The sequence below is a fragment of the Candidatus Clostridium stratigraminis genome, assembly GCF_045310675.1.
Classification (GTDB): Bacteria; Bacillota; Clostridia; order Clostridiales; family Clostridiaceae; genus Clostridium_AT; species Clostridium_AT stratigraminis.
On sequence record NZ_JBJHZZ010000019.1, the window covers coordinates 1 to 26,047 of the forward strand.

General features: G+C 34.4%; 25 protein-coding genes, 2 tRNA genes and 1 other annotated feature. Of the genes, 1 reads left to right on the top strand and 26 read right to left on the bottom strand.

The window, feature by feature from the left end; translation table 11 throughout:
* Nucleotides 1–234: 234 nt before the first annotated feature.
* From ACJDUG_RS16185 to ACJDUG_RS16305, 25 genes are all read right to left on the bottom strand, one after another.
* The gene (locus ACJDUG_RS16185; protein ID WP_406770910.1) at nt 235–540 is read right to left on the bottom strand and encodes a hypothetical protein; all 306 of its coding nucleotides are present in this window, start codon (nt 538–540) and stop codon (nt 235–237) included.
* A gap of 239 nt (nt 541–779) precedes the next feature.
* Entirely contained in the window at nt 780–1,973 is a 1,194-nt protein-coding gene (gene tuf, locus ACJDUG_RS16190; protein ID WP_406770911.1) for an elongation factor Tu, read from the bottom strand.
* 72 nt (nt 1,974–2,045) lie between these two features.
* Nucleotides 2,046–4,109, bottom strand: a complete 2,064-nt coding sequence (gene fusA / locus ACJDUG_RS16195) for an elongation factor G (RefSeq protein ID WP_406770912.1) — start codon at nt 4,107–4,109, stop codon at nt 2,046–2,048.
* Between the two features lie 85 nt (nt 4,110–4,194).
* Nucleotides 4,195–4,665 (bottom strand): 30S ribosomal protein S7, encoded by a 471-nt coding sequence (gene rpsG, locus ACJDUG_RS16200; RefSeq protein ID WP_406770913.1) that lies wholly within the window; start codon nt 4,663–4,665, stop codon nt 4,195–4,197.
* A gap of 151 nt (nt 4,666–4,816) precedes the next feature.
* Nucleotides 4,817–5,194 carry a 30S ribosomal protein S12 gene (rpsL, locus tag ACJDUG_RS16205; RefSeq protein ID WP_406770914.1) on the bottom strand — a complete coding sequence of 126 codons (378 nt, stop codon included), beginning with the start codon at nt 5,192–5,194 and terminating at the stop codon, nt 4,817–4,819.
* A 50-nt stretch (nt 5,195–5,244) separates the two neighbouring features.
* Entirely contained in the window at nt 5,245–5,487 is a 243-nt protein-coding gene (locus tag ACJDUG_RS16210; RefSeq protein ID WP_406770915.1) for a ribosomal L7Ae/L30e/S12e/Gadd45 family protein, read from the bottom strand.
* A gap of 119 nt (nt 5,488–5,606) precedes the next feature.
* Entirely contained in the window at nt 5,607–9,149 is a 3,543-nt protein-coding gene (rpoC, locus tag ACJDUG_RS16215; protein ID WP_406770916.1) for a DNA-directed RNA polymerase subunit beta', read from the bottom strand.
* 21 nt (nt 9,150–9,170) lie between these two features.
* A complete protein-coding gene (gene rpoB / locus ACJDUG_RS16220; RefSeq protein ID WP_406770917.1) occupies nt 9,171–12,872 on the bottom strand; it encodes a DNA-directed RNA polymerase subunit beta in 3,702 nt (1,233 codons plus the stop codon).
* Between the two features lie 331 nt (nt 12,873–13,203).
* A complete protein-coding gene (rplL, locus tag ACJDUG_RS16225) occupies nt 13,204–13,572 on the bottom strand; it encodes a 50S ribosomal protein L7/L12 (RefSeq protein ID WP_406770918.1) in 369 nt (122 codons plus the stop codon).
* Nucleotides 13,573–13,608: 36 nt separating this feature from the next.
* Nucleotides 13,609–14,088 (bottom strand): 50S ribosomal protein L10, encoded by a 480-nt coding sequence (gene rplJ / locus ACJDUG_RS16230; RefSeq protein ID WP_406770948.1) that lies wholly within the window; start codon nt 14,086–14,088, stop codon nt 13,609–13,611.
* Nucleotides 14,089–14,138: 50 nt separating this feature from the next.
* Nucleotides 14,139–14,267: a sequence feature (ribosomal protein L10 leader region), on the bottom strand.
* Between the two features lie 47 nt (nt 14,268–14,314).
* A complete protein-coding gene (gene rplA, locus ACJDUG_RS16235; protein WP_406770919.1) occupies nt 14,315–15,004 on the bottom strand; it encodes a 50S ribosomal protein L1 in 690 nt (229 codons plus the stop codon).
* 95 nt (nt 15,005–15,099) lie between these two features.
* A complete protein-coding gene (gene rplK / locus ACJDUG_RS16240; RefSeq protein WP_406770920.1) occupies nt 15,100–15,525 on the bottom strand; it encodes a 50S ribosomal protein L11 in 426 nt (141 codons plus the stop codon).
* An 83-nt stretch (nt 15,526–15,608) separates the two neighbouring features.
* Nucleotides 15,609–16,130 carry a transcription termination/antitermination protein NusG gene (gene nusG, locus ACJDUG_RS16245; RefSeq protein WP_406770921.1) on the bottom strand — a complete coding sequence of 174 codons (522 nt, stop codon included), beginning with the start codon at nt 16,128–16,130 and terminating at the stop codon, nt 15,609–15,611.
* 46 nt (nt 16,131–16,176) lie between these two features.
* On the bottom strand, nt 16,177–16,401 hold the full coding sequence (gene secE, locus ACJDUG_RS16250) for a preprotein translocase subunit SecE (protein ID WP_406770922.1): 225 nt from the start codon (nt 16,399–16,401) through the stop codon (nt 16,177–16,179).
* A gap of 33 nt (nt 16,402–16,434) precedes the next feature.
* Entirely contained in the window at nt 16,435–16,584 is a 150-nt protein-coding gene (rpmG, locus tag ACJDUG_RS16255; protein ID WP_406766926.1) for a 50S ribosomal protein L33, read from the bottom strand.
* A gap of 173 nt (nt 16,585–16,757) precedes the next feature.
* Nucleotides 16,758–17,951 carry an elongation factor Tu gene (gene tuf / locus ACJDUG_RS16260; RefSeq protein WP_406770923.1) on the bottom strand — a complete coding sequence of 398 codons (1,194 nt, stop codon included), beginning with the start codon at nt 17,949–17,951 and terminating at the stop codon, nt 16,758–16,760.
* Between the two features lie 62 nt (nt 17,952–18,013).
* Nucleotides 18,014–18,089 (bottom strand) — tRNA-Thr (locus ACJDUG_RS16265).
* 12 nt (nt 18,090–18,101) lie between these two features.
* Nucleotides 18,102–18,175 (bottom strand) — tRNA-Gly (locus tag ACJDUG_RS16270).
* A gap of 68 nt (nt 18,176–18,243) precedes the next feature.
* Nucleotides 18,244–18,885 (bottom strand): RNA polymerase sporulation sigma factor SigH, encoded by a 642-nt coding sequence (gene sigH / locus ACJDUG_RS16275; protein WP_406766802.1) that lies wholly within the window; start codon nt 18,883–18,885, stop codon nt 18,244–18,246.
* Between the two features lie 186 nt (nt 18,886–19,071).
* On the bottom strand, nt 19,072–19,920 hold the full coding sequence (gene rlmB, locus ACJDUG_RS16280; RefSeq protein ID WP_406770924.1) for a 23S rRNA (guanosine(2251)-2'-O)-methyltransferase RlmB: 849 nt from the start codon (nt 19,918–19,920) through the stop codon (nt 19,072–19,074).
* A complete protein-coding gene (locus ACJDUG_RS16285) occupies nt 19,913–20,356 on the bottom strand; it encodes a Mini-ribonuclease 3 (RefSeq protein ID WP_406770925.1) in 444 nt (147 codons plus the stop codon). Before ACJDUG_RS16285 ends, rlmB begins: the two co-directional genes overlap by 8 nt.
* A gap of 7 nt (nt 20,357–20,363) precedes the next feature.
* Entirely contained in the window at nt 20,364–21,761 is a 1,398-nt protein-coding gene (cysS, locus tag ACJDUG_RS16290; RefSeq protein WP_406770926.1) for a cysteine--tRNA ligase, read from the bottom strand.
* Nucleotides 21,762–21,954: 193 nt separating this feature from the next.
* Nucleotides 21,955–22,650, bottom strand: coding sequence for a 2-C-methyl-D-erythritol 4-phosphate cytidylyltransferase (gene ispD / locus ACJDUG_RS16295; RefSeq protein WP_406770927.1), 696 nt, complete (start codon nt 22,648–22,650; stop codon nt 21,955–21,957).
* A 9-nt stretch (nt 22,651–22,659) separates the two neighbouring features.
* Entirely contained in the window at nt 22,660–23,751 is a 1,092-nt protein-coding gene (locus ACJDUG_RS16300; RefSeq protein WP_406770928.1) for a PIN/TRAM domain-containing protein, read from the bottom strand.
* 121 nt (nt 23,752–23,872) lie between these two features.
* Complete coding sequence (locus ACJDUG_RS16305; RefSeq protein WP_406770929.1) at nt 23,873–24,352, bottom strand: CarD family transcriptional regulator; 480 nt, start codon at nt 24,350–24,352, stop codon at nt 23,873–23,875.
* 149 nt (nt 24,353–24,501) lie between these two features.
* Here ACJDUG_RS16305 and ACJDUG_RS16310 point away from each other — a divergent pair, with 149 nt between their 5' ends.
* Nucleotides 24,502–24,900, top strand: coding sequence for a nucleoside triphosphate pyrophosphohydrolase family protein (locus ACJDUG_RS16310; RefSeq protein ID WP_406770930.1), 399 nt, complete (start codon nt 24,502–24,504; stop codon nt 24,898–24,900).
* A 67-nt stretch (nt 24,901–24,967) separates the two neighbouring features.
* Here the strand turns inward: ACJDUG_RS16310 and disA are convergent, their stop codons facing one another.
* Nucleotides 24,968–26,032, bottom strand: coding sequence for a DNA integrity scanning diadenylate cyclase DisA (gene disA, locus ACJDUG_RS16315; protein WP_406770931.1), 1,065 nt, complete (start codon nt 26,030–26,032; stop codon nt 24,968–24,970).
* Nucleotides 26,033–26,047 lie beyond the last annotated feature (15 nt).

Consider the following 26,047-nt stretch of genomic DNA (forward strand, 5'->3'; position numbering starts at 1 on the left):
AATTAAATAAAAGAATTGCTGGTTTTTTACCTTATTATATATCTGTTTAATTTTCAAAGACCAATTTGTTTGCCGTCGTCTGACAGCTTTTATATCTTATCATTTATAAATTATTTTGTCAACAACTTTTTATTTTTAGTATTAATTATTTATTCTTTAGTCTTCTTTTTTTAAGCCATTAAAACAAAGTTATTTTTTTATTTATCATATTATGTATTATGGCAATAACGCCATTTATAAATTTTTTTCTAATAGCGGTTCGCTTAATTTATTTATAGCTTTTTCTTTATTTGCCTTTAAGCTTTTAATTATACATCCATTCGGCTCTGAAGAAATAATGTTTATATTTATTCCTTCAAAGCTATTTATTCTTCCATCATATTCAAAGTGAAGCTTCCCTAAATATTCTCCATAGCATCCAGACATATGTATTATTGAGTTATTTATTTTAACAGCTTCATTCATTAATATATGGCTGTGCCCATTAATAATTATATCTATATTATCAACTAAATTTGCTATTTCTTCATCTTCCTTCATGCCGCAGTGAGATACATTTATACATTTATTACTAATTTCATAATCAAACTATAAGTAATTACTTCTATTATGTCAATAAGTAGTTATTGAATATCACTTTATTAATGCACAATAGAAAAAGTATACTGCTAGGCAGCATATTTTTCATTATTTCTTTAAAATAAAAAAGGAAGAGCGTCCTCTTCCTTTTAAGCGTAAGTATACTTACCTTATTAATGTACATTAAATTTTATTTTTAATTATCCAAGAATGCTAGTAACAACTCCTGAACCTACTGTTCTTCCGCCTTCTCTTATAGCAAATCTTAATCCTTCATCCATTGCTACTTGAGTTATTAACTCAACGTTCATATCTATATGATCTCCAGGCATTACCATTTCCATTCCATCTGGTAATTTGATTGATCCTGTTACGTCTGTTGTTCTGAAATAGAACTGTGGTCTATATCCATCGAAGAATGGTGTATGTCTTCCGCCTTCTTCTTTCTTTAGTACGTATACCTGACCTACAAATTTCTTGTGTGGATTTACTGATCCTGGTTTTGCTAGAACTTGACCTCTTTCGATTTCTGTTCTTTGAATACCTCTTAATAGTGCTCCTATGTTGTCTCCTGCCATTGCTTGATCAAGAAGCTTTCTGAACATTTCTACTCCTGTACATACTGTCTTTCTTCTCTCTTCGCTTAGGCCTACTACTTCTAATTCGTCTCCTACTTTTAGTATTCCTCTTTCTACTCTCCCTGTTGCAACTGTTCCTCTTCCAGTGATTGTGAATACATCTTCTACTGGCATTAAGAATGGCTTATCTGTTGCTCTTTCTGGTGTTGGTATATAGCTATCTACTGCATCCATTAAGTCCATTATGCATTTTGTTGCTTCTGCATCTTCTGGGTTCTCTAATGCTTTTAATGCTGATCCTGTTATTATTGGAATATCGTCTCCTGGGAATTTGTATTCGCTTAATAGCTCTCTTACTTCCATTTCAACTAATTCTAATAATTCTGGATCGTCTACCATATCTGCCTTGTTTAAGAATACTACTATATAGTCAACTCCTACTCTGGATGCTAATAGTATATGTTCTCTTGTCTGTGGCATTGGACCATCTGCTGCACTTACTACTAGGATTGCTCCATCCATTTGTGCTGCTCCTGTTATCATGTTCTTTACATAGTCAGCATGTCCTGGACAGTCTACGTGCGCATAGTGTCTGTTGTCTGTTTCATACTCTACGTGTGCTGTATTTATTGTGATTCCTCTTTCTTTTTCTTCTGGTGCCTTATCTATTTCGTCATATTTTGTTGCTTCTGCGTAGCCCTTCTTTGATAATACTGTTGTGATTGCTGCTGTTAATGTTGTCTTACCGTGGTCTACGTGTCCTATTGTTCCAATGTTAACATGTGGCTTATTTCTTTCAAATTTTGCCTTTGACATTTCTTTTTCCTCCCTTATCTATCTGTTATTTAATAATTTTTTATTAATAAAATTTTGATTTAATATATGGTATTATTTACTGGCAACTACTTGTTCTTGAATGCTCTTAGGAACTTCTTCAAAGTGATCAAATTCCATTGAATAAACTCCTCTACCTTGTGTTCTTGATCTAAGAACAGTAGCATATCCGAACATTTCTGAAAGTGGAACAAAGGATCTTATAATCTGAGCTCCAGATCTTTCTTCCATACCTTCAATTCTACCTCTTCTAGAATTTAAGTCTCCTATAACGTCTCCCATATATTCTTCAGGAACAGTTACTTCTACTTTTTCAACTGGTTCAAGTAAAACTGGATCTGCTTTAGCCATAGCATTCTTAAATGCCATAGATCCGGCGATCTTAAATGCCATTTCTGATGAGTCTACATCATGGTATGATCCATCGTAAAGCTTAATCTTAAAGTTCATAACTTGATATCCACCAAGTATACCACTTTGAGCTGCCTCTCTGATACCTGCATCAATTGGTGAAATATATTCCTTTGGAATAGCTCCACCAACTATTGCATTTTCAAATACATATTCACCTTCAGTAGGAATCATTTCAATCCAGCAATGTCCGTATTGTCCACGTCCACCTGACTGTCTAACAAACTTACCCTCAGCCTTAACAGCTTTACGTATAGTTTCTTTGTATGCAACTTGTGGTTTACCAACGTTACATTCTACTTTAAATTCTCTTTGAAGCCTGTCAACAATAATTTCAAGGTGTAGTTCTCCCATACCTGAAATAATTGTTTGACCAGTTTCTTGATCTGTATGTGTTCTAAATGTTGGATCTTCTTCAGCAAGCTTAGCAAGAGCAAGACCCATCTTTTCTTGGCCAGCTTTAGTCTTTGGCTCAATAGCTACATCTATAACTGGTTCTGGGAATTCCATTTTCTCAAGAATTATTGGAGCAGTATCAACGCAAAGTGTGTCTCCTGTAGTTGTATCTTTTAATCCAACTATTGCTCCTAACTCTCCAGCACGTAATTCTTCAACTTCTTCTCTGTGATTAGCATGCATTTTAACAAGTCTGCCTATTCTTTCTTTTTTACCCTTTGTTGAGTTAAGTACATAAGTACCGCTCACCATAATTCCAGAATAGATTCTTGTAAACGCAAGTCTTCCTACGAATGGGTCAGTAGCTATTTTAAATGCTAATGCAGCCATTGGAGCATTATCATCAGCTGGTCTTTCTTCTTCTGATCCATCATCTGGATTAGTACCTTTAATTGCAGGGATATCTAGTGGTGATGGCATATATGCAACAACTGCATCTAGCATCTCTTGAACCCCTTTATTTTTATAAGAAGATCCACAGATTACTGGAACTATTGTGTTTGAAATAACAGCTTTTCTAAGAGCTAAGTTAAGTTCCTCCTCTGTTATTTCTTCTCCCTCAAGATACTTCATCATTAATTCTTCATCAGTATCTGCTATAGCTTCAACCATTGCAGCTCTGTATTCTTCTGCTTGGGCTTTTAGGTTATCTGGAATCTCTTCTTCTACTATTTCAGTTCCTAGGTCATTCTTATGTAGTATAGCAACATTTCTAATTAAATCAACCATTCCAGCAAATTCTGATTCTTGACCTACTGGGATCTGAATTGGAACTGCATTAGCCTTTAATCTATCTCTTAATGTAGCCACACAACGGAAGAAATCAGCTCCGGTTGCATCCATCTTGTTTACATATACCATTCTTGGTACACCATACTTGTCTGCCTGTCTCCATACAGTCTCAGTTTGTGGTTCAACACCACTCTTAGCATCAAGAACAGTAACAGCACCATCAAGTACTCTTAAAGATCTTTCAACTTCAACTGTAAAGTCTACGTGTCCTGGTGTATCTATAATATTTATTGCATGCCCTTTCCATTGAGCTGTAGTAGCAGCAGATGTAATAGTAATACCTCTCTCTTGTTCCTGAACCATCCAGTCCATTGTAGCTGCACCTTCGTGAACTTCACCTATTTTGTGAGTTCTTCCAGTGTAAAACAGAACACGTTCAGTAGTAGTGGTTTTACCTGCATCTATATGTGCCATTATACCTATGTTTCTAAACTTTTCTAAAGGAAACTGTCTAGCCACGCTTTTTTCCTCCTCTCGATGTTCATAATGTTCGTAAATTATAATTTTATAAAACTGTTTTGGCTAAGCCAAAACAGTTTTAATATTAATATCTGTAATGAGCAAAAGCCTTATTAGCTTCAGCCATTTTATGAGTATCTTCTCTCTTCTTAACAGCAGCTCCTGTGTTATTAGCAGCATCCATTAATTCGCCAGCAAGCTTAAGTCTCATGTACTTTTCGCCTCTCTTATGAGTAGCATCAAGTATCCATCTTATGCCTAGTGTCTGTCTTCTTTCAGCTCTAACTTCCATAGGAACTTGGTAAGTTGCTCCACCAATTCTTCTTGCCTTTACTTCAAGTAATGGCATTACATTGTTCATAGCTGTTTCGAAAACCTCTAATGGGTCTTTTCCTGTCTTTTCAGCTATAATAGCGAAAGCATCATAAGTAACTCTTTGAGCTACTCCTTTCTTACCATCTAACATAATGTTGTTAATTAACTTTGTAACAACCTTGCTATTATACATTGGATCTGGTAATACATCTCTTTTTGCAATATGTCCTTTTCTTGGCACTTTTCTTCCCTCCTTAACATTTGAATTTAAGTTCATAGGTACTCGGCAGTTTTGCCGATAAGTGCTTTGTACTTCAATTGCTAATATATATTAATAAATTGTACTATTTATATATAAATGCTGAAGACGTAGCACTATTTAACTTAAGAGCCTATTTTTTCTTAGGTCTCTTTGCACCATACTTAGATCTTCCTTGTAATCTGTTAGCTATTCCAGCTGAGTCTAATGCTCCTCTGACAATATGGTATCTAACACCAGGAAGGTCTTTTACTCTTCCACCTCTAATAAGAACAACGCTATGCTCTTGTAGATTGTGTCCTACACCAGGGATATAAGCTAATACTTCAAATCCATTTGTAAGTCTAACCTTTGCAATTTTTCTAAGAGCTGAGTTAGGCTTCTTTGGAGTTGTTGTTTTTACTACAGTACAAACTCCTCTTTTTTGTGGACTTCCCTTTAGTGCTGGTGCTGTTGATTTTGTTTCAACGTCTTTCCTGCCTTTTCTAACTAATTGGCTAATAGTTGGCATATTTACACCTCCTTTTTTTACATCTATCTAAATATAGTTGTTAGCTAAATTTAATCTTTAAGCAATACTGCTGTAGCTGCTCCTACGTCAATTCCACATAGTTTGCCTAAATTCTTCATTGTGTCTACATAGTTAATTTCTAGGGAGATTTCTTGTGCTAGATTAATAACAGGTACAATAAGTCTAGAATCAGCATCTTTAGCTACATATACAGCTTTAGCTTCATTATTCTTCATAACCTTAATACTCTGTTTTATTCCAACAACCTTTTTACCTACAAGTCTTTCAACCATAGTGCAACCCCCAAAAATAACTTCTTAGGAATATAATTACTCAGCTTATATTCCTAAGAAATCACACAAATTGTATTTTATCATTTAATACTACATATGTCAATAATCTTAACACATGCTTAAACTTCAGCTAAAGACTCATTTAAAGTTTCATCTTCTTGTTCTGCATTTTCAGTATTGATTTTTAAGGATCTATACCTCGTCATCCCAGTACCTGCTGGTATTAACTTTCCAATAAGTACATTTTCCTTAAGTCCAACTAATGGATCTATCTTACCCTTAATAGCCGCATCAGTAAGTACTCTAGTTGTCTCTTGGAAGGATGCAGCTGACAAGAATGAATCTGTTGCAAGAGCAGCCTTTGTAATACCTAGAAGAGAAACCTTCCCTGAAGCTGGTTTTCCACCAAGAGCTTCAGCTTTAGAATTTTCTTCATCGTATTCAAATATATCAATTAATGATCCTGGTAGTAATTCAGTATCACCGGAGTCTTCTATCTTAATCTTTCTAGTCATTTGTCTAACAACTACTTCTAGATGCTTATCATTGATATCAACACCTTGAAGTCTATAAACCTTTTGAACTTCTGAAAGAAGATAATTCTTAACTCCATTAATACCTTTGATTCTTAGAATATCATGTGGATTTACGGAACCTTCTGTAATTTCATCACCAGCACTTATAACATCATTGTTGCTTACCCTTAATCTTGAACCAAATGGTATATCATAACTAAATTCTTCCCCGGCTTCAGTAAGAATATAAACTATTCTCTTCTTCTTAGTTTCTTCAACTCTTACTGTTCCTGCTACTTCACTTACTATAGCAAGGCCTTTTGGCTTTCTAGCTTCAAATAGTTCTTCTACTCTAGGAAGACCTTGAGTTATATCCGCACCAGCAACTCCCCCAGTATGGAAGGTTCTCATTGTTAGCTGTGTACCTGGCTCACCAATTGATTGAGCTGCAACTATACCAACAGCTTCACCATTATTAATCTTTTGAGCTGTAGCCATGTTCATACCATAGCATTTAGCACAAACACCAAATCTTGATTTACAAGTAAACACTGATCTTATATTTACTTTTTTGACTCCTGCTTTTTCAACTTTTTCAGCTAATTTAGGATTAATATAAGTATCTCTTGGAACTATAACTTCTTTAGTTTCTGGATCGATTATGTCACCAGTACTATATCTTCCTGTAAGTCTTTCACTTAAAGATTCTATGACTTCATTTCCTTCTTTTATTTCAGATACCTCAAATCCATCAGTTGAGCCACAATCCTCACTTCTTACAATAACATCTTGACATACATCAACAAGTCTTCTTGTTAGGTATCCTGAGTCAGCTGTCTTAAGTGCCGTATCAGCATTACCCTTTCTAGCTCCGTGGGTAGAAATAAAGTACTGCAATACGTCAAGGCCTTCTCTAAAGGAAGCTTTTATAGGAAGCTCAATGATCTTACCAGATGGGTTAGCCATAAGACCTCTCATTCCGGCAAGTTGTTTAATCTGGCTCTTTGAACCTCTGGCTCCAGAGTCCGCCATCATAAATATAGGATTGAATTTATCTAAGCTATCCATTAGAGCATCAGCTACATCTTCTGTTGTCTTAGACCAAGTTTCAATAACTCTTTCATATCTTTCATCTTCAGATATGAAACCTCTACGATACATCTTCTCAATTTTCTCTACTGCAGCATCAGCATTAGCAAGTAAAGTTTTTTTCTCATCTGGAACTATCATATCAGAGGTTGAAACTGTTATAGCTCCTATACTTGAATAGTGGTAACCCTTTGCCTTAATATTATCAAGCATAACTGATGTTTCACTAGGTCCATATTTCATATAGCATTTATCAATAATGTTACCTAATTTCTTTTTATTTACTAAAAAGTCTACTTCAAGCTTTAATTCGTTTCCTGGAATACTCCTATCAACAAAACCTAAATCCTGAGGAATAGATTCATTAAATATTAATTTACCTGCTGTAGTCTCAATAATACCGCTTATTTCATTACCATCTATTATTTTTCTAAGCTTAACTTTAATTTTAGCGTGAAGATCTATCTCTCCTAGATGATATGCCATAAGCACTTCATCCTCACCTAAAAAGGCTCTGCCTTCACCTTTGGCATTGTCTTTATCAATAGTTAAGTAGTAAGAACCAAGTACCATATCCTGTGTTGGTACGCAAACCGGCTTACCATCAGATGGTTTCAAAATATTATTAGCTGCAAGCATTAAAAATCTAGCTTCAGCTTGTGCTTCTACAGAAAGTGGAACGTGTACAGCCATCTGGTCTCCATCGAAGTCAGCATTATATGCAGTACATACAAGTGGATGAAGCTTAATGGCTCTGCCTTCTACTAATACTGGCTGGAATGCTTGGATTCCTAGTCTGTGCAAAGTAGGAGCACGATTTAAGAGTACAGGATGCTGTCCTATAACTTCTTCCAATACATCCCAAACCTCAGGCTGAACTCTTTCTACCATTCTCTTAGCACTCTTAATATTATGTGCAACTCCGCTTTCTACAAGCTTCTTCATTACAAATGGCTTAAATAATTCAAGTGCCATTTCTTTAGGTAGACCACATTGATACATCTTAAGTTCAGGTCCAACTACTATAACTGAACGTCCTGAGTAGTCAACACGTTTACCAAGAAGGTTTTGTCTGAATCTACCCTGCTTACCTTTCAACATGTCTGAAAGTGACTTTAATGGTCTGTTTCCAGGGCCAGTTACAGGTCTTCCTCTTCTTCCATTATCTATCAATGCATCTACTGCTTCTTGAAGCATTCTCTTTTCATTTCTTACTATAATATCTGGTGCACCTAAATCTAAAAGCTTTTTAAGTCTGTTATTTCTATTAATAACTCTTCTATATAAGTCATTTAAGTCGGAAGTTGCAAATCTTCCTCCATCTAGCTGAACCATAGGTCTTAAATCTGGAGGAATTACAGGTATAACATCTATAACCATCCATTCAGGTCTGTTTCCTGATTTTCTGAAAGACTCAACTACCTCTAATCTTCTTATAACTCTTATTCTCTTTTGCCCACTTGCATCTTTTAGTTCTCTTTTTAATTCAACAGATTGCTGCTCTAAATCAATCTCTTGTAAAAGTACTTTTATAGATTCAGCACCCATTCCTGCTGTGAAGCTTTCGTCACCATATTTATCTATAGCTTCCCTGTATTCTTTTTCAGTTAAAAGCTGTTTCTTTAATAGTGGGGTCTCCCTTGGGTCTAAAACTACATAAGAAGCAAAATAAAGTATTTTTTCAAGAGCCCTTGGTGACATATCTAATATAAGCCCCATACGAGAAGGTATCCCTTTAAAATACCATATATGAGATACTGGGGCAGCAAGTTCAATATGCCCCATTCTCTCACGTCTTACCTTTGCCTTTGTTACTTCAACTCCGCATCTGTCACAAACGATACCCTTATATCTAACTCTTTTATATTTTCCACAGTGACACTCCCAGTCTTTAATAGGTCCAAATATTCTTTCACAGAATAAACCATCTCTTTCAGGTTTAAGTGTCCTATAATTAATAGTTTCTGGTTTTTTAACCTCACCTCTTGACCATTCTCTTATTTGTTCTGGTGAAGCTAAACCTATTTGCATAGCATCAAAATTATCTAATTCAAACAAGGGTACATCCTCCCTTCATAATTAGTGTTCATCATTAAAATCATCAAGCTCTAAATCTTCATCAAAGTTATCAAGTGGAAGATCATCATAATCTAATTCTGTCTCTTCATCCACATCATCATCTGATTCTATAAATTCTTCAATAGGAGCAGGTGATACTAACTCCTCTGTACCTTCTATATTTACTTCTAATTCCTCTAATTCTTCTTCTACAGACTCTTTAAGTTTAACTTCTTGATTATCATCATTTAGAACCTTAACATCTAAACATAAAGCCTGTAACTCTTTAATTAGAACCTTAAAGGATTCTGGAACTCCTGGTTCAGGAATATTTTCTCCCTTAACAATAGATTCGTAAGTCTTAACTCTACCCACAACATCGTCTGATTTAACAGTTAAAATTTCTTGTAAAGTATAGGCAGCGCCGTATGCTTCAAGTGCCCAAACTTCCATTTCACCAAATCTTTGACCACCAAACTGAGCTTTTCCTCCTAGTGGCTGTTGTGTAACTAATGAATAAGGTCCTGTTGAACGAGCATGGATCTTATCATCTACCAAGTGAGCAAGCTTTAATATATACATATATCCTACAGTAACCCTGTTGTCGAAAGCCTCTCCAGTTCTTCCATCGTACAGCATTGTCTTTCCATCTATGTCGTAGCCTGCATTTTGAAGACATTCAGTAATATCAGATTCCGTAGCACCATCAAATACAGGAGTAGCAATATGCCATCCTAAGTTAGCAGCTGCCCAGCCTAGGTGAACCTCAAGAACCTGCCCAATATTCATACGAGAAGGAACTCCAAGAGGATTTAAGCAAATCTCAAGAGGTCTGCCATCTGGTAAAAACGGCATATCTTCTTCTGGTAATACTCTTGAAATAACACCCTTATTACCGTGTCTACCTGCCATCTTATCACCAACAGAAATTTTCCTTTTCTGTGCAATGTAGCATCTTACTAACTTATTAACTCCCGGAGGTAATTCATCTCCATTTTCTCTAGTGAACACTTTAACATCAACTATAATACCAGCTTCACCATGAGGTACTCTTAGTGAGGTATCCCTTACTTCTCTTGCCTTTTCACCAAATATAGCACGTAAAAGTCTTTCTTCTGCAGTGAGTTCTGTTTCTCCTTTAGGAGTAACTTTTCCCACAAGAATATCTCCGGATCTAACTTCTGCACCTATTCTGATTATTCCTCTTTCATCTATATCCTTAAGTGCATCTTCACCTACATTCGGAATATCTCTTGTTATTTCTTCTGGCCCAAGCTTTGTATCTCTGGCTTCAGCTTCGTATTCTTCAATGTGAATTGAAGTAAATACATCATCAGCTACCAATTTCTCAGATATAAGCATGGCATCCTCATAATTATAGCCTTCCCAAGTGATAAAGCCTATACGAATGTTCTTTCCTAATGCTATTTCCCCTAAATCAGTAGATGGTCCATCTGCCAAAACTGTACCAGCCTGAACTATTTCATCTTTACTAACTATAGGTCTTTGATTTATGCAAGTACCTTGGTTAGATCTCTTAAATTTTAATAATCTGTAGGTATCAATGCCGCCATCAGAATCTCTTTTTATTCTAACTTCATTAGCGCTAACATAAGTAACTACACCAGCATTTTTTGCCTTAGGGAGAACCCCTGAATCAACTGCAGCCTTGTATTCTATTCCAGTTCCTACTATTGGAGCGTTAGCCTTTAAAAGCGGAACAGCCTGACGCTGCATGTTAGATCCCATTAAAGCACGGCTGGCATCATCATTTTCAAGGAATGGGATCATTGCAGTTGCAACTGAAACTAACTGTCTAGGTGAAACGTCCATTAAATCAACATCTTCCCTAGGAACAAAAATTATATCTTCCTGAGATCTTACAGTTACTCTCTTGTCGACGAATCGTCCCTCTTCATCAAGTGGCTCATTTGCTTGAGCTACAAGATATTCATCTTCCTCATTTGCTGTAAAGTACTGGATTTCGTTTGTTACTCTTCCAGTTTTCTTATCTACTATTCTATAAGGACTTTCAATAAAACCATATTCATTTACTCTTGCAAAGGTAGCAAGTGAATTAATAAGTCCTATATTAGGTCCTTCTGGCGTTTCTATAGGACACATTCTACCATAATGAGAATGGTGAACGTCTCTTACCTCAAAGCCAGCTCTTTCTCTTGATAATCCACCTGGTCCTAATGCAGATAATCTTCTTTTGTGAGTAAGCTCAGAAAGCGGATTGGTTTGATCCATAAATTGAGATAATTGAGAGCTTCCAAAGAACTCTTTTATTGCCGCTGCTACAGGTCTTATATTAATAAGCGCCTGAGGAGTAATAACTTCTTGATCTTGAATAGTCATTCTTTCTTTGACTACCCTTTCCATTCTTGAAAGTCCAATTCTAAATTGGTTTTGTAACAGCTCCCCAACTGATCTCAATCTTCTGTTTCCTAAATGATCTATATCATCAACATGACCGATTTCATAGGCTAATCCTAATTCATAACTTATTGTTGCAAACATATCATCTCTGATAATGTGCTTAGGTATTAATCTATGTATATTCTTTTTAATTTCCTCTTTAATTGTATTCTCATCGCTGTAATTATCTAATATTTCTTTTAGTACAGGATAATGCACTAATTCTCTAATATTAAGATCATCAATATTAAAATCAACAACCTTACATAACTTTACGAAATTATTTCCTATAACAGTAAGAACCTTATCTTCTACAACAATATCCACAGAATTTATTCCAGAATCCTGGATTCCAAGAGCCTTCTCTCTATCAATTTTTTCGCCCTTTTGTATGAGAATTTCTCCAGTAATCGGGTGAACAATATCTTTTGCAGATATTTGGTTTGTAATTCTAAGATGTAAACCTAATTTTTTATTAAACTTATATCTACCTACTCTCGAAAGATCATATCTCTTAGCGTCAAAAAATAATGACTCTATTAATGAAACTGCACTATCAACTGTAGGAGGTTCACCTGGTCTAAGTCGCTTATAAATCTCCAGTAAAGCTTCTTCCTTAGTCTTAGTATTATCTTTTTCTATAGTAGCTTTAAGTCTTTCTTCATCACTAAAGAATGAAGTTAATTCAGCATCACTTTCAAATCCCATAGCTCTTGCAAGTATAGTTATTGGAAGTTTTCTAGTCTTGTCAATTCTTACATAAATAACGTCATTAGAGTCAGTTTCATACTCAAGCCATGCTCCTCTATTTGGGATTACAGTTGATGCATAAAGCTTCTTACCTGTTTTATCCACGCTATAGCTGTAATATACTCCTGGTGATCTCACCAGCTGGCTTACTATGACTCTTTCTGCGCCGTTAATAACAAATGTACCTTGCTCAGTCATTAGCGGGAAGTCTCCCATGAAAACTTCTTGTTCCTTAACTTCACCAGTTTCTTTGTTTAATAGTCTAACCTTAACCTTTAATGGTGCTGCATATGTTGCATCTCGTTCCTTGCATTCTTCAACAGAATACTTGATATTATCCAAATCTAACTTATACCCAACAAATTCAAGTACAAGATTCCCAGTATAATCTGTAATCGGGTTTATGTCGTCAAAAACTTCTTGTAATCCCTCATCAAGAAACCACTGGTAAGAATCTAATTGAACTTCAATTAGATTTGGCATTTCTGCTACTTCTTTTAGCTTGGAAAAACTCATTCTTGTTCTTTTTCCAACTTGGACAGGATGTACCATGTATTATCACCCCTTGCATAAAGTAAAAAATAACCAAAAGCACATAATATCTCCTAGGACTTTGTGCATTTGGAAACGCTCTTTTTTCATTCATCGTATTAGTATAACCTAAAATGTCAAATAAATTCATATTTATGAAAAATAAGCAATAATATACAAAAATATGCCTACTATATTCATAAATCAATGCAATTAATTATGTTATCATAATATACTCTCTTTGTCAATACTCATATAAAAAAGTAGGCACTTTTTTATATTTAAAAAAGATGCACTTTTTATATAAAAAAGAGGCACTTTTTATAAAAGCACCTCTTTGTAATTATTGAAATTACTTTATTTCAACAGTTGCTCCAACTTCAGCTAGTTTAGCTTTTATAGCTTCAGCATCTTCTTTTGAAGCGCCTTCTTTTATAGTCTTAGGAGCTCCGTCAACTACTTCTTTAGCTTCCTTTAATCCTAAACCAGTTAATTCTCTAACTACTTTTATAACTTTAATTTTTTCAGCACCAGCACTTGCTAATACTACGTCAAATTCAGTCTTTTCTTCAGCAGCTGGAGCAGCAGCACCTGCACCACCAGCAACTGCAACTGGAGCAGCAGCGCTTACGCCAAATTCTTCTTCACATGCTTTAACCAATTCGTTAAGTTCTAATACAGTCATATCTTTTATAGCTTGAATAATTTCTTCTCTTGTCATTTAAGAGCACCTCCAAAAATTCTATTATTCTATTTCCTATTCAGCTGAACTTTGTTTTTCAGCAATTGCATTTAATAAGTATGCAAGATTTGATAATGGAGCCTTGAAGCTTCCAAGTAATTTAGATATAAGCACTTCTCTAGAAGGAATAGCTGCAAGTTTTTCAACTTCTTTAGAGTCATAAACATTTCCTTCTACGATTGCAGCCATTAGCTCAAGCTTTTTATGAGTCTTTGCAAAGTCATTAAGCACTCTAGCAGGTGCAGTTGCATCTTCGTATCCAAAGGCAACTGATAATGGTCCTACTAAATGGCTTTCTATACTTTCTAGTCCTAGTTCCTTAGCAGCTAATGTAGTTAATGTATTTTTATATATCTTATATTCAACACCAGCTTCTCTAAGTTTCTTTCTTAACTCAGTGTCTTCTTCAACTGTTAAGCCTTGGTAGTTAGAAAATACCATACCTTGAGCTTTTTCCATTTTTTCCTTTATTTCAAGAACCTTAGCTTTTTTCATTTCTAAATTTTTACTCACTGTGTGTCCACCTCCTCACAGTACAGAACTGCTTTATAAAATTAAAAGTCCCTCCGCAGACAGGAGAGACCAACATTTATCATGTATCGGAACCCTCGGTAGGTTGGAAATCTCCTTTACGCTTACGCACCTACTGTCTACGGAATATTTACATATTTAATTTGTTTAACCTATAGTATTATAACAAAGTTATAATTTTAAGTCAACCTTAGTCCAGCACTTTAGCAGGATTTATCTTAACTCCAGGACCCATTGTACTTGAAACAGATACTGATTTAACGTATTGTCCTTTTGCAGCTGCTGGCTTTGCTTTAACTATAGCTTCCATTATTGCATGGAAGTTTTCTGCTAGTTTTTCTGCTCCGAAAGATCTTTTTCCTATTGGAACGTGAATTATAGCAGTTTTATCAACTCTATATTCAACTTTACCAGCTTTAATCTCAGCAATGGCTTTTGATACATCAAAAGTAACTGTGCCAGACTTTGGATTTGGCATTAAACCCTTAGGTCCAAGAACTCTACCAAGTCTTCCTACTACACCCATCATATCTGGAGTAGCAACTACTACATCGTAGTCAAACCAGTTTTCCTTTTGAATTCTATCTACAAGCTCTTCAGCTCCTACGAAATCAGCTCCAGCAGCTTCAGCTTCTTTAGCCTTTTCGCCTTTAGCAAATACTAATACTTTAACTGCCTTACCAGTTCCATGAGGAAGTACAACCGCTCCTCTAACCTGTTGATCAGCATGTCTTGGATCTACACCAAGTCTAACTGCAAGTTCTATTGTTTCATCAAATTTTGCTTTTGAAGTCTTAACAGCAAGCTCCATAGCTTCTCCTGAAGTATATAGAACATTTCTATCAACAAGCTTAGCACTTTCTAAATAATTCTTTCCCATTTTGCTAAACCTCCCTTGTGGTATTAACGGTCTTTTACCTCCCACTAAAAACGTATAATTACGTTTATGTTGGTAGATATTAAACTCAATTTTAATTATTCTTCTACTGTTATACCCATACTTCTAGCTGTTCCCGCAATCATGCTCATTGCAGCTTCAACAGATGCAGCATTTAAGTCAGGCATTTTAGTTATTGCAATTTCTCTAAGCTGAGCTTGTGAAATCTTAGCAACCTTAGTTTTATTTGGCACGCCAGAACCACTTTCTATTCCAACTGCCTTCTTAAGTAATACAGCTGCTGGAGGAGTCTTTAGTATAAAACTAAAGGATCTATCCTGATATACTGTTATTACTACTGGGATTATATAGCCTGCTTGATTTGCAGTCTTCGCATTAAACTCCTTACAAAATCCCATAATATTAACACCATGCTGACCAAGTGCTGGTCCTACTGGTGGTGCTGGAGTTGCTTTTCCTGCAGGAAGTTGAAGTTTAATCATTCCTGTAACTTTTTTAGCCATGAGTTTACACCTCCTATAATGTGGTAATACGGACTTATGTCCTCCCACTTATCAAGACTTAGTTATTTTAAGTCCTATAAGTACTAATTTAGTTTTTCTACCTGGTTAAATTCAAGTTCAACAGGTGTCTCCCTGCCAAACATGCTTACTAGACCTTTAATCTTGTGCTTTTCAGTATTTATTTCCTGAATTAAAGCCATAAAGTTTTCCAGCGGACCAGATACAACCCTAACGGTTTCTCCTACCTCAAGATCAATATCCACAGGTTTTTCAGTAACGCCCATAGTTTCAACCTCTTCATCGGTAAGTGGCACAGGCTTTGATCCCGGACCAACAAAACCAGTAACGCCCCTAGTATTTCTAACGATATACCAAGAATCGTCATTCATTATCATTTTAACAAGTACATACCCCGGAAATATTTTTTTAAGGGCAGTTTTCTTCTTACCATCCTTAATTTCAACCTGTTCTTCCATTGGTACTTGAATATCATGTATTAAATGATGAAAGTTTCTATTCTCAATTGTCTTTTCCAAATTAGCTTTAACTTTATTCTCATACCCCGAGTATGTGTGAACTACATACCATCTAGCTCTCTCTGCCATAATTTCAGGGATTGTATTTCTACTAAATCCCTACCTCCTTTTTAGTTTATTTAAAAATCAACTTGAAGAGGTTGCTGAATCCATAATCTAATATTCCAACCATAACTACATAAATAACACAAAATGTTAACACAGCTGCTATTGCTTTTTTAGTCTCTTTTTTGGATGCCCAAGTTATTCTTTTAACTTCTGCCTTCATTTCACTATAAGTCTTTTTAAAAATATTTACCTTTGACTTATTGGATTCTTTAACTTTACCATTAACAGCCATTAAATTCACATCCTTAAATATAATAAACCGGTGTTATTTTGTCTCTTTATGAAGTGTATGTTTGTGGCAGAATTTACAATATTTTTTCATTTCTATTCTGTCAGGATCATTTTTCTTGTTTTTCATCGAACTATAATTTCTTTGTTTGCAATCTGTACATGCAAGTGTTATCTTCACTCTCACAATCTACACCTCCGTCTCTTTACCTTTGTAAGAATGCCAAAGCATACTTATCACAGCATACTACCTAAATAATTTATCATAAGTTCATAGTCATGTCAATAATTTTAATTTTTCAATATTTTTAAAAACTTATAAAGGACTAGGTTTAGAAACCCAGTCCTATTAGTCTCTAATTATCCAAGAATCTTAGTAACAACTCCTGAACCTACTGTTCTTCCGCCTTCTCTTATAGCGAATCTTAATCCTTCATCCATTGCTACTTGAGTTATTAATTCTACGTTCATATCTATATGATCTCCAGGCATTACCATTTCCATTCCATCTGGTAATTTGATTGATCCTGTTACGTCTGTTGTTCTGAAATAGAACTGTGGTCTATATCCATCGAAGAATGGTGTATGTCTTCCGCCTTCTTCTTTCTTTAGTACGTATACCTGACCTACAAATTTCTTGTGTGGATTTACTGATCCTGGTTTTGCTAGAACTTGACCTCTTTCGATTTCTGTTCTTTGAATACCTCTTAATAGTGCTCCTATGTTGTCTCCTGCCATTGCTTGATCAAGAAGCTTTCTGAACATTTCTACTCCTGTACATACTGTCTTTCTTCTCTCTTCGCTTAGGCCTACTACTTCTAATTCGTCTCCTACTTTTAGTATTCCTCTTTCTACTCTCCCTGTTGCAACTGTTCCTCTTCCAGTGATTGTGAATACATCTTCTACTGGCATTAAGAATGGCTTATCTGTTGCTCTTTCTGGTGTTGGTATATAGCTATCTACTGCATCCATTAAGTCCATTATGCATTTTGTTGCTTCTGCATCTTCTGGGTTCTCTAATGCTTTTAATGCTGATCCTGTTATTATTGGAATATCGTCTCCTGGGAATTTGTATTCGCTTAATAGCTCTCTTACTTCCATTTCAACTAATTCTAATAATTCTGGATCGTCTACCATATCTGCCTTGTTTAAGAATACTACTATATAGTCAACTCCTACTCTGGATGCTAATAGTATATGTTCTCTTGTCTGTGGCATTGGACCATCTGCTGCACTTACTACTAGGATTGCTCCATCCATTTGTGCTGCTCCTGTTATCATGTTCTTTACATAGTCAGCATGTCCTGGACAGTCTACGTGCGCATAGTGTCTGTTGTCTGTTTCATACTCTACGTGTGCTGTATTTATTGTGATTCCTCTTTCTTTTTCTTCTGGTGCCTTATCTATTTCGTCATATTTTGTTGCTTCTGCGTAGCCCTTCTTTGATAATACTGTTGTGATTGCTGCTGTTAATGTTGTCTTACCGTGGTCTACGTGTCCTATTGTTCCAATGTTAACATGTGGCTTATTTCTTTCAAATTTTGCCTTTGACATTTCTTTTTCCTCCCTTTCAAATACACTTATCCTGGTGTGTTGTATAATTTAAAATTTATTGTTGGAGCCCATAACCAGGATTGAACTGGTGACCTCCACCTTACCAAGGTGACGCTCTACCGACTGAGCTATATGGGCAATTTAATCTAGTGGAGCGGGTGAAGGGAATCGAACCCTCGTAACTAGCTTGGGAAGCTAGGGCTCTGCCATTGAGCTACACCCGCTAAATATAAAAATACCACGTAGCAATTATTAATTTTAATATAAACAGTATTATATGTCAATACGTATTTTACTTGCCAAATAAACTCTTTTCAAGTTTTCTTTTTACCCTTTGAAGTGCATTATCTATTGACTTTGCATGTCTATTTAAATCGCAAGCAATCTCTTGATAGGACTTCCCGTCCAAATAGGAACCTAAAACTTCCATTTCAAGGTCTGACAGAACTTCTCCAATTTCATTTTCTATATATTTAAGTTCTTCCTCACTAATAAGAAGTTCTTCAGGGTCTGATATCTTTGCCATAGATAATATATCTAATAAAGTTCTATCTGATTCTTCATCATAAACAGGTTTATTTAATGATACATAAGTATTTAGAGGAATATGCTTTTGTCTTGTTGCTGTTTTTATTGCAGTAATAATTTGCCTTGTTACACAGAGCTCAGCAAATGCCTTAAAAGAGGACAGCTTATCTGGTTTAAAGTCTCTAATTGCCTTGTATAAGCCTATCATTCCCTCTTGGTAAATATCTTCTTTATCAGCACCTATTAAAAAATAGGATTTAGCCTTTGCTTTAACAAAATTCTGATATTTAGACATAATATACTCTTGTGCTCTAATATTACCTTTTTTTGCTTCGATAACTATTTCTTCATCTAGCTTATTAATAAATTCAGAAAAATTATTTGCAGAATCAGCTATATTCTCCAAGATATCCCCCCCAAAGCAATAATATGCCTCAACTTTGATTATAACTTAAAAATATTTTTCTCGTCAAGCTGTTTTATCCCCCTCTGTGGATCTTTTCTTGATTTTCTACTGCATCACATTTATTTTGTCTTCTAGTTTCCGATAGATACTAAATCAGTTATGACATCTACAAAACATATCTTAACTTTAGATCTTTTTAAGCCTCTGTTTCATGACTTCATACATCATTATTCCTCCAGCAACTGATGCATTTAAAGAATTTATGTTTCCTCTCATTGGGATTTTAGTTAGCACATCACATTTACTTTTTGTAAGTTTTGATATGCCCTTACCTTCACTGCCTATTACAAGAGCTGCTGCACCACTAAAATCAACTTCATAGCAATAATTTTCTCCATCCATATCTGCACCATAAACCCATAAGCCTTTTTCTTTAAGCTCATCAATTACAGCATTAATGTTAGTTACCTTTGCTATTTTCATATGCTGAACTGCTCCAGCAGAAGTCTTATAAACTATAGGAGTAATCCCTACATTCCTTCTTTTAGGAATGATGATACCATGAACACCACATACTTCAGCACTCCTTATTATAGCTCCAAAATTATGAGGGTCTTCAATTTCATCTAAAATAAGAATAAAAGGTTTTTCATTTTTTTCTTCAGCATACTTGAGAATATCAGCAACCTCAAAATAATCATAGGGTGTTACTATTGCAATGACACCTTGATGAGCCTTAGATACAGACATATTGTCTAGCTTTTTACGGTCCACTTCTTTAATTACGATATGCCTTTCCTTTGCCAAGGCTATTATTAAATTTACTGAGCCCTCAGAATCGCCTTTTGCTATTAACAGCTGTTCAATTGTTCTTTCTGACTTAAGGGCTTCAATAACTGCATTTCTGCCCTCAATTAAATCTTCTCTTAATTGAGCATCCTCATTTTTTCTTTCTTTTTCAGCACTGATTCTATTAGTTTTTTCATTTTTATTAATTTCTCTTCTGGTATCTGCCTTAATTCTTTCTCTATTCATTCTTTGTCCCTTCTTGTTTTGAGGTATATTTTATGCTAATTACCATATTTAATAAATAATTCAATCTTTCAGTTTGTTCAGTTATATATAAGAATCCCATTAATGCTTCAAAGCCTGTAGCCATTTTGTATTCTTGTACATCTGCATTTTTAGGTATAGTACCTGACTTTGCATTTCGTCCTCTTTTGAATATATTTTTTTCTTCCTCTGTAAGCTCAGATTCCATTATTTTCACAAATTCACTTTGCGCATGAGCTTTAACATAAGAAATAGCTTCAATATGAAGCTTGTGGACAGATAGACTTCTATTCTTATCCACAAGCTGCGTTCTAATAAATACTTCATATATGGCATCGCCTATGAAAGCCAATACCAATGGATTTAACTGTTTAGCCTCTTGAATGGTAAATTTATTTTTTAATATATCAAATTCCATAAAAAATTTAAGCCTTCTTCCACCTTACTCCTTGAGGAGTATCTTCAAGGATAATGCCTCTTTCCTTTAAGTCATCTCGTATTTTATCAGATAATGACCAGTTTTTGTCTTTTCTAGCCTGCTGCCTCTCTGCTATAAGCGCCTCTATTTCATCTTCAAGACTGCCTTTTGTAGAGCTTTGAAGTATTCCAAGCGGTCTGCCTAGTTCTCGTATTAGACTTAAAGAATACTCTACTAACTCCTTAGATGAATTAACTGTTACATTTGAATTAACTTCTCTTACTAAATCAAATATTACTGAAATACCATCAGCTGTATTAAAGTCATCATCCATTTTTTCTATATATTTGTCTTTATATCCACTAAGTTTATTAACATATTCCTCTTCCTCTGAAGATAAATTTCCCTGCTTTACTTCTTCTAAAAGATTTTCTAAATTCCCAATAGCATTATACAATCTGTCAAGGCCTGCTTTTGAAGAGTCCAATAATTCAACATTGAAATTAAGTTGAGTTCTATAATGACCAGATAACATAAACAAACGAATAACATCTGGAGCATATTTTTCAAGGACTTCCCTTGCAGTAAAAAAGTTATTTAAGGATTTAGACATTTTTTGATTATTAACATTGATAAAGGCAGAGTGCATCCAATAGTTTGCAAAAGGTTTCCCTGTTCTTGCCTCACTTTGTGCTATTTCATTTTCATGATGGGGAAATACCAAGTCCTCTCCACCGGCATGTATATCTATAGTTTCACCTAAAAGCTTATGAGCCATGCAGGAGCATTCAATATGCCAGCCAGGTCTTCCCATACCCCATGGGCTTTCCCATGCTGGTTCTCCTTCCTTTTGCTTTTTCCAGACAGCAAAATCCATTGGATCCTTTTTTCTTTCATCTACACTTATTCTTGCACCAGCTTGAAGTTCTTCTAAATCCTGACCTGATAACTTACCATAATGGGTGAATTTTTTAGTACTGAAGTATACATCACCATCAACCTCATAGGCATAACCTTTATCTATTAAGTCTTTTACAAAAGCAACTATTTCATCTATAAATTCTGTTGCTCTAGGATTAATGGTAGCTCTTTCAATATGAAGTGCATCTGCATCCTTATAATATTCATTAATATATTTGTTTCCAAGTTCCCTTACTGTAGTGTTTTCTGCATTAGCCTTCTTTATCATTTTATCATCTATATCTGTAAAATTTTGAACAAACTTAACCTTGTATCCTCTGTACTCAAGATATCTTCTAACTGCATCAAATACTATAAAGGTTCTTCCATTTCCTATATGAAAAAAATTATATACTGTTGGTCCGCATACATACATCCTGACTTCTCCTGGTGTAATTGGAACAAATTCTTCTTTTTTCTTAGTAAGTGTGTTATATATTTTCATGGTATACCTCCTCATAAATTAATGTAATGTACCAACATCTACTTCTTATTTATTATAATATTTTAGCATAACTACAGTATAAATTATACTAAATCTTGTTTATTATACATATTTACTTTTTCTTAATCAACGCCTTTCTTATACATTTTACAAATTAAAAACTCACCTAACAAGGTGAGTTTTATATTATAGTCTAGTTATTAAGGAGACTATCCAATATTTTTTCCCCAATTATTAAATCTTCAGGAGTTGTAATTTTCAAATTGTTATAGCTTCCATTATATAAAAACACCTTGTGCCCGAAATATTCTACAATGCTGGTATCATCTGTTACATTAATATTCTCTTTAATTATTTTTTTATGACAGTTAAAGATTAAATCATAATCAAAGCATTGAGGCGTCTGTACAATAAATAATGAATTTCTGTCTAAAGTGTCTATAGAAAAGCCACTTTTGTCCTTTATTTTAATGGTATCCTTAGGTGTAACACCACAAGCTGAGGCTCCATACTTAATAGCATTATCAATTCCGCTTTCAATGATATCGCTATCTATAAAAGGTCTTGCTCCATCATGTATAAGCACTACCTTAAAACCCTTAGCTGTAATTAATCCATTGTAAACTGATTTTTGTCTTTCTGACCCACCTTCAGTAACAGCAATAATCTTTTTAAATTTATATTTATCTATTATTTTTGTTCTGCAGTAGTCCATTTCTTCCTTTGCAGTAACTAGCACTATAGCATCAACGTTCTTACAGTTTTCAAATGCCATTAGTGAATAGTAAAGAAGCGGCTTATCCTTAAGGATAAGAAATTGCTTATTTATGCCCGCACCCATTCTTTTACCTTTTCCAGCTGCTAAAACAATTGCACAAACTTCTCCCATAATAATGATTTATATATCTCCTTCATTTTTCTGTCTAGCAAAAATCATTCTTCCTGCAGCTGTTTGAAGTACTGAAGTAACGATAACATCTAAAGTCTCCCCAATATGCCTCCTTCCACCCTCAACAACTATCATGGTTCCATCATCAAGATAAGCAATACCTTGTCCTGATTCTTTTCCATCCTTAATTATCTGAATTCTCATTTCTTCACCTGGCAATACTACAGGTTTAACGGCATTAGCTAATTCATTAATATTTAATACAGGTACACCTTGAAATTCAGCTACCTTGTTTAGATTATAATCGTTAGTTATAACCTTGCCATTAAGTACCTGTGCCAGTTTTAAAAGCTTACTATCTACTTCTGGTATATCTGGAAAATCTTTTTCGTAAATCTGAACATCAATATTTAATTCCTTTTGGATTTTGTTTAAAATGTCTAAGCCTCGTCTTCCTCTGTTTCTCTTAAGTCCATCTGAGGAATCTGCAATGTGTCTTAATTCTTCTAAAACAAAATTAGGTATTACTAGTGAACCTTCAACAAATCCAGTTTGGCAAATATCAAAAATTCTCCCATCAATAATTACAGATGTGTCTAATACCTTTGCATCGCCTTTTGCTGCGCCCTTCCCCTTTTTATCTTTTGAGTTACCTGACTTTTTAAAGCTTGAGAAAAATGATGTTAATTCCTCTCTTTTTCTAATAGCTACATCGGCTCCTACTGTTGCCATAACTATGGCAAAAATTACAGCAATTACAGTCCATATAAATGAAAGATGAGCAAACAAAGCTCCGACAAGAGAAGCTATTACTAAACCTATTATTGCTCCTATTGAACCAAATAATATCTCGTTTGCTGGAATCTTCTGTATGCTCTTTTCCATATAATCAATTGCAATAAAAATCAACTTATTAATCCATGACGATAAAAGAAAAAATATTAAACCAAAAATCACTGCGCTTATAGTCAAAAATATACCTTTATTATTAAAATAGTTTAGGCTAGGAAAATACTCTGGATTTAAAAGCAGCTTACCAACAAAAAAACCTAATATAAGTCCCGTTAAAGTAAATAATCCTCTTATAATTCTTTTCAGCACAAAATCACCTCCTTGTTTAAGTATGAACATATTTCATAAACTTAAATCCTTTATTAAATAATATATCTTAATAAAGTAATAATTTCAAGGATTTGCTCAGCTATTTTGTAATAAATTTACCTTATTTTTCTATTAAGCTGCGAATTATTTCATATATTTTCTCAATTTCCATATCTAAAACCAGCATAGCCTCACTGGAAACTAAGTCTTCAGCTTTAGTCAATATCTTTTGTTCTCCAGGCGGCATTATTCCTTCTCTTTTCAAATAATATAAATCTCTCAGAACTTCACATTCCTTATCTAAAGATCCGTTATACAGTTTATCATTATTTTCCCTATATCTTTTACTCCATTTTTTTTCTAACATTAGAGGTTTTCCTTTAATAATTTCAAAGCATTCCAAAAGTTTTTCAGGCGTCACAATTTCTCTTATTCTATAAGCTTCAACTCTGTTAAATGGAATTGATAAATTAATTTTATCAATCATTAATTTTATATCTAAAATTTTATAAATAGTATCATATACTTTTCTAAATTCAACATTTTCAACTATACCGGCACCATAATTCGGTATAAATAACTTATTCCCAACACTTAACATATTTATCCCCCTATCCATAAAAGTATTCTTGATTTATTATATATAGAGAGACAAAAAATTGTCCTATAGTTTTATTGACAAAATTGTCTAAAAAATTTTATAATTACATTATAGGAAGATGTTTAAACTAATAAAGGAGTTGAGACTTAGTGAAAGACGTAATCTTCGATGATTTTCAAAACTCTGTAAATGAATCTTTGCTTAGGCATAGAAGTATTTTAGATATAATGACCAAGCTTCAAGAATCTGAAGCAAGAATTAATAGAGCAGTAGCCAAGACTGTTACAAATTGTGGCTGCATGCAGGTTGATGCAAATAAGCAGCAAATACCTGCCTTAACGGATGATATTGAAGAGTTAAAACATCATCTTAAGACACATGTTTCAGGCTCCTTATGTGAAAACTGCAGGGAAGTACTAGAAAGAGAAATAGGCAATCATATGTTTTATGTTGCCTCACTTTGTAATCTCCTAGATTTAAATTTATATGATGTTTTACTAAAGGAATATGATAGGATTGATACCCTTGGAAAGTTTAGCATGAGATAACAAACCTTACACTTACATATAATGGCATCCATATAACTTATTTAGAAACAAGTCATATGGATGCCATTTATATTTGCTTTTCTATAATCACCTGTTCTCTTAGTCTTCTAAGACCATTTTTAATAGCTTTAGCCCTTGCCTCTCCAATACCTTCAACTTTATCTAACTGCTCATAGGAAGCATCTAAAACACTCTTAAGTTCCTTAAAGGTTTTAATTAAATTTTCAATTACGCTAGATGGTATTCTTGGTATTTTGCTAAGCATTCTATAGCCTCTTGGTGAAATAAGGGTATCAACTAAAGGAATCCCTGAATAACCTATGGCCTTAGCCAGTACATCAAGATCTAAGAGTTCATCTGAAGAAATAGACTGAATTTGTTTATAAATATCGTTAAAATCTAATTTACTCTCACAATAATCTCTTATTAAGAATATCTCATCTTCTTCAATTGATTTAACAAGCTCATTAAGCTGCATAGATATAAGTCTACCTTCATTTCCAAGTTCAGAAATATATCTTTCAATTTCAGATACTATCCTCATTACTCTTTCGCTTCTTTGAATTACTGTCATTACATCAAAAAGAGTTGCTAAATCTTGAAATTCTAGAAGGTTAAGGCTCCCAATTACTCCATCAAATACGGCTACATACTTTTCTAAGGTTTGGATTGCCTGATTTGCCTTAGTTAGAATTACACTGCTGTCCTTTAAAATATATTTAACATTACCCTTGTATATTGAAATTATATTCCTTCGCTGAGATATAGCAATTGTAATAGCTCCAGTTTGTTTTGCCACTCTATCAGCAGTTCTATGCCGCGTGCCAGTTTCAATTGTAGAAATACCGGGATCTGGCATAATTTGTGTATTTGCAATTAGTATTTTCTTTAAATCATTACTTAAAATTATAGCTCCATCCATCTTTGCAAGTTCATATAAATATGTAGGTGTATAATCTGAGTTAATAGAAAATCCGCCGTCAACTATACTAAGCACAGCATCTGTGTCACCAATAACTATAAGTCCACCTGTTTTTGCCCGAAGAACATTATCAAGGCCCTCTCTTAAAGATGTACCCGGTGCAATAAGTTTTAATATGCTTAAAAGTTCTTTATCTCTTTCCAGTCTCACAAAAATCACCTGCAT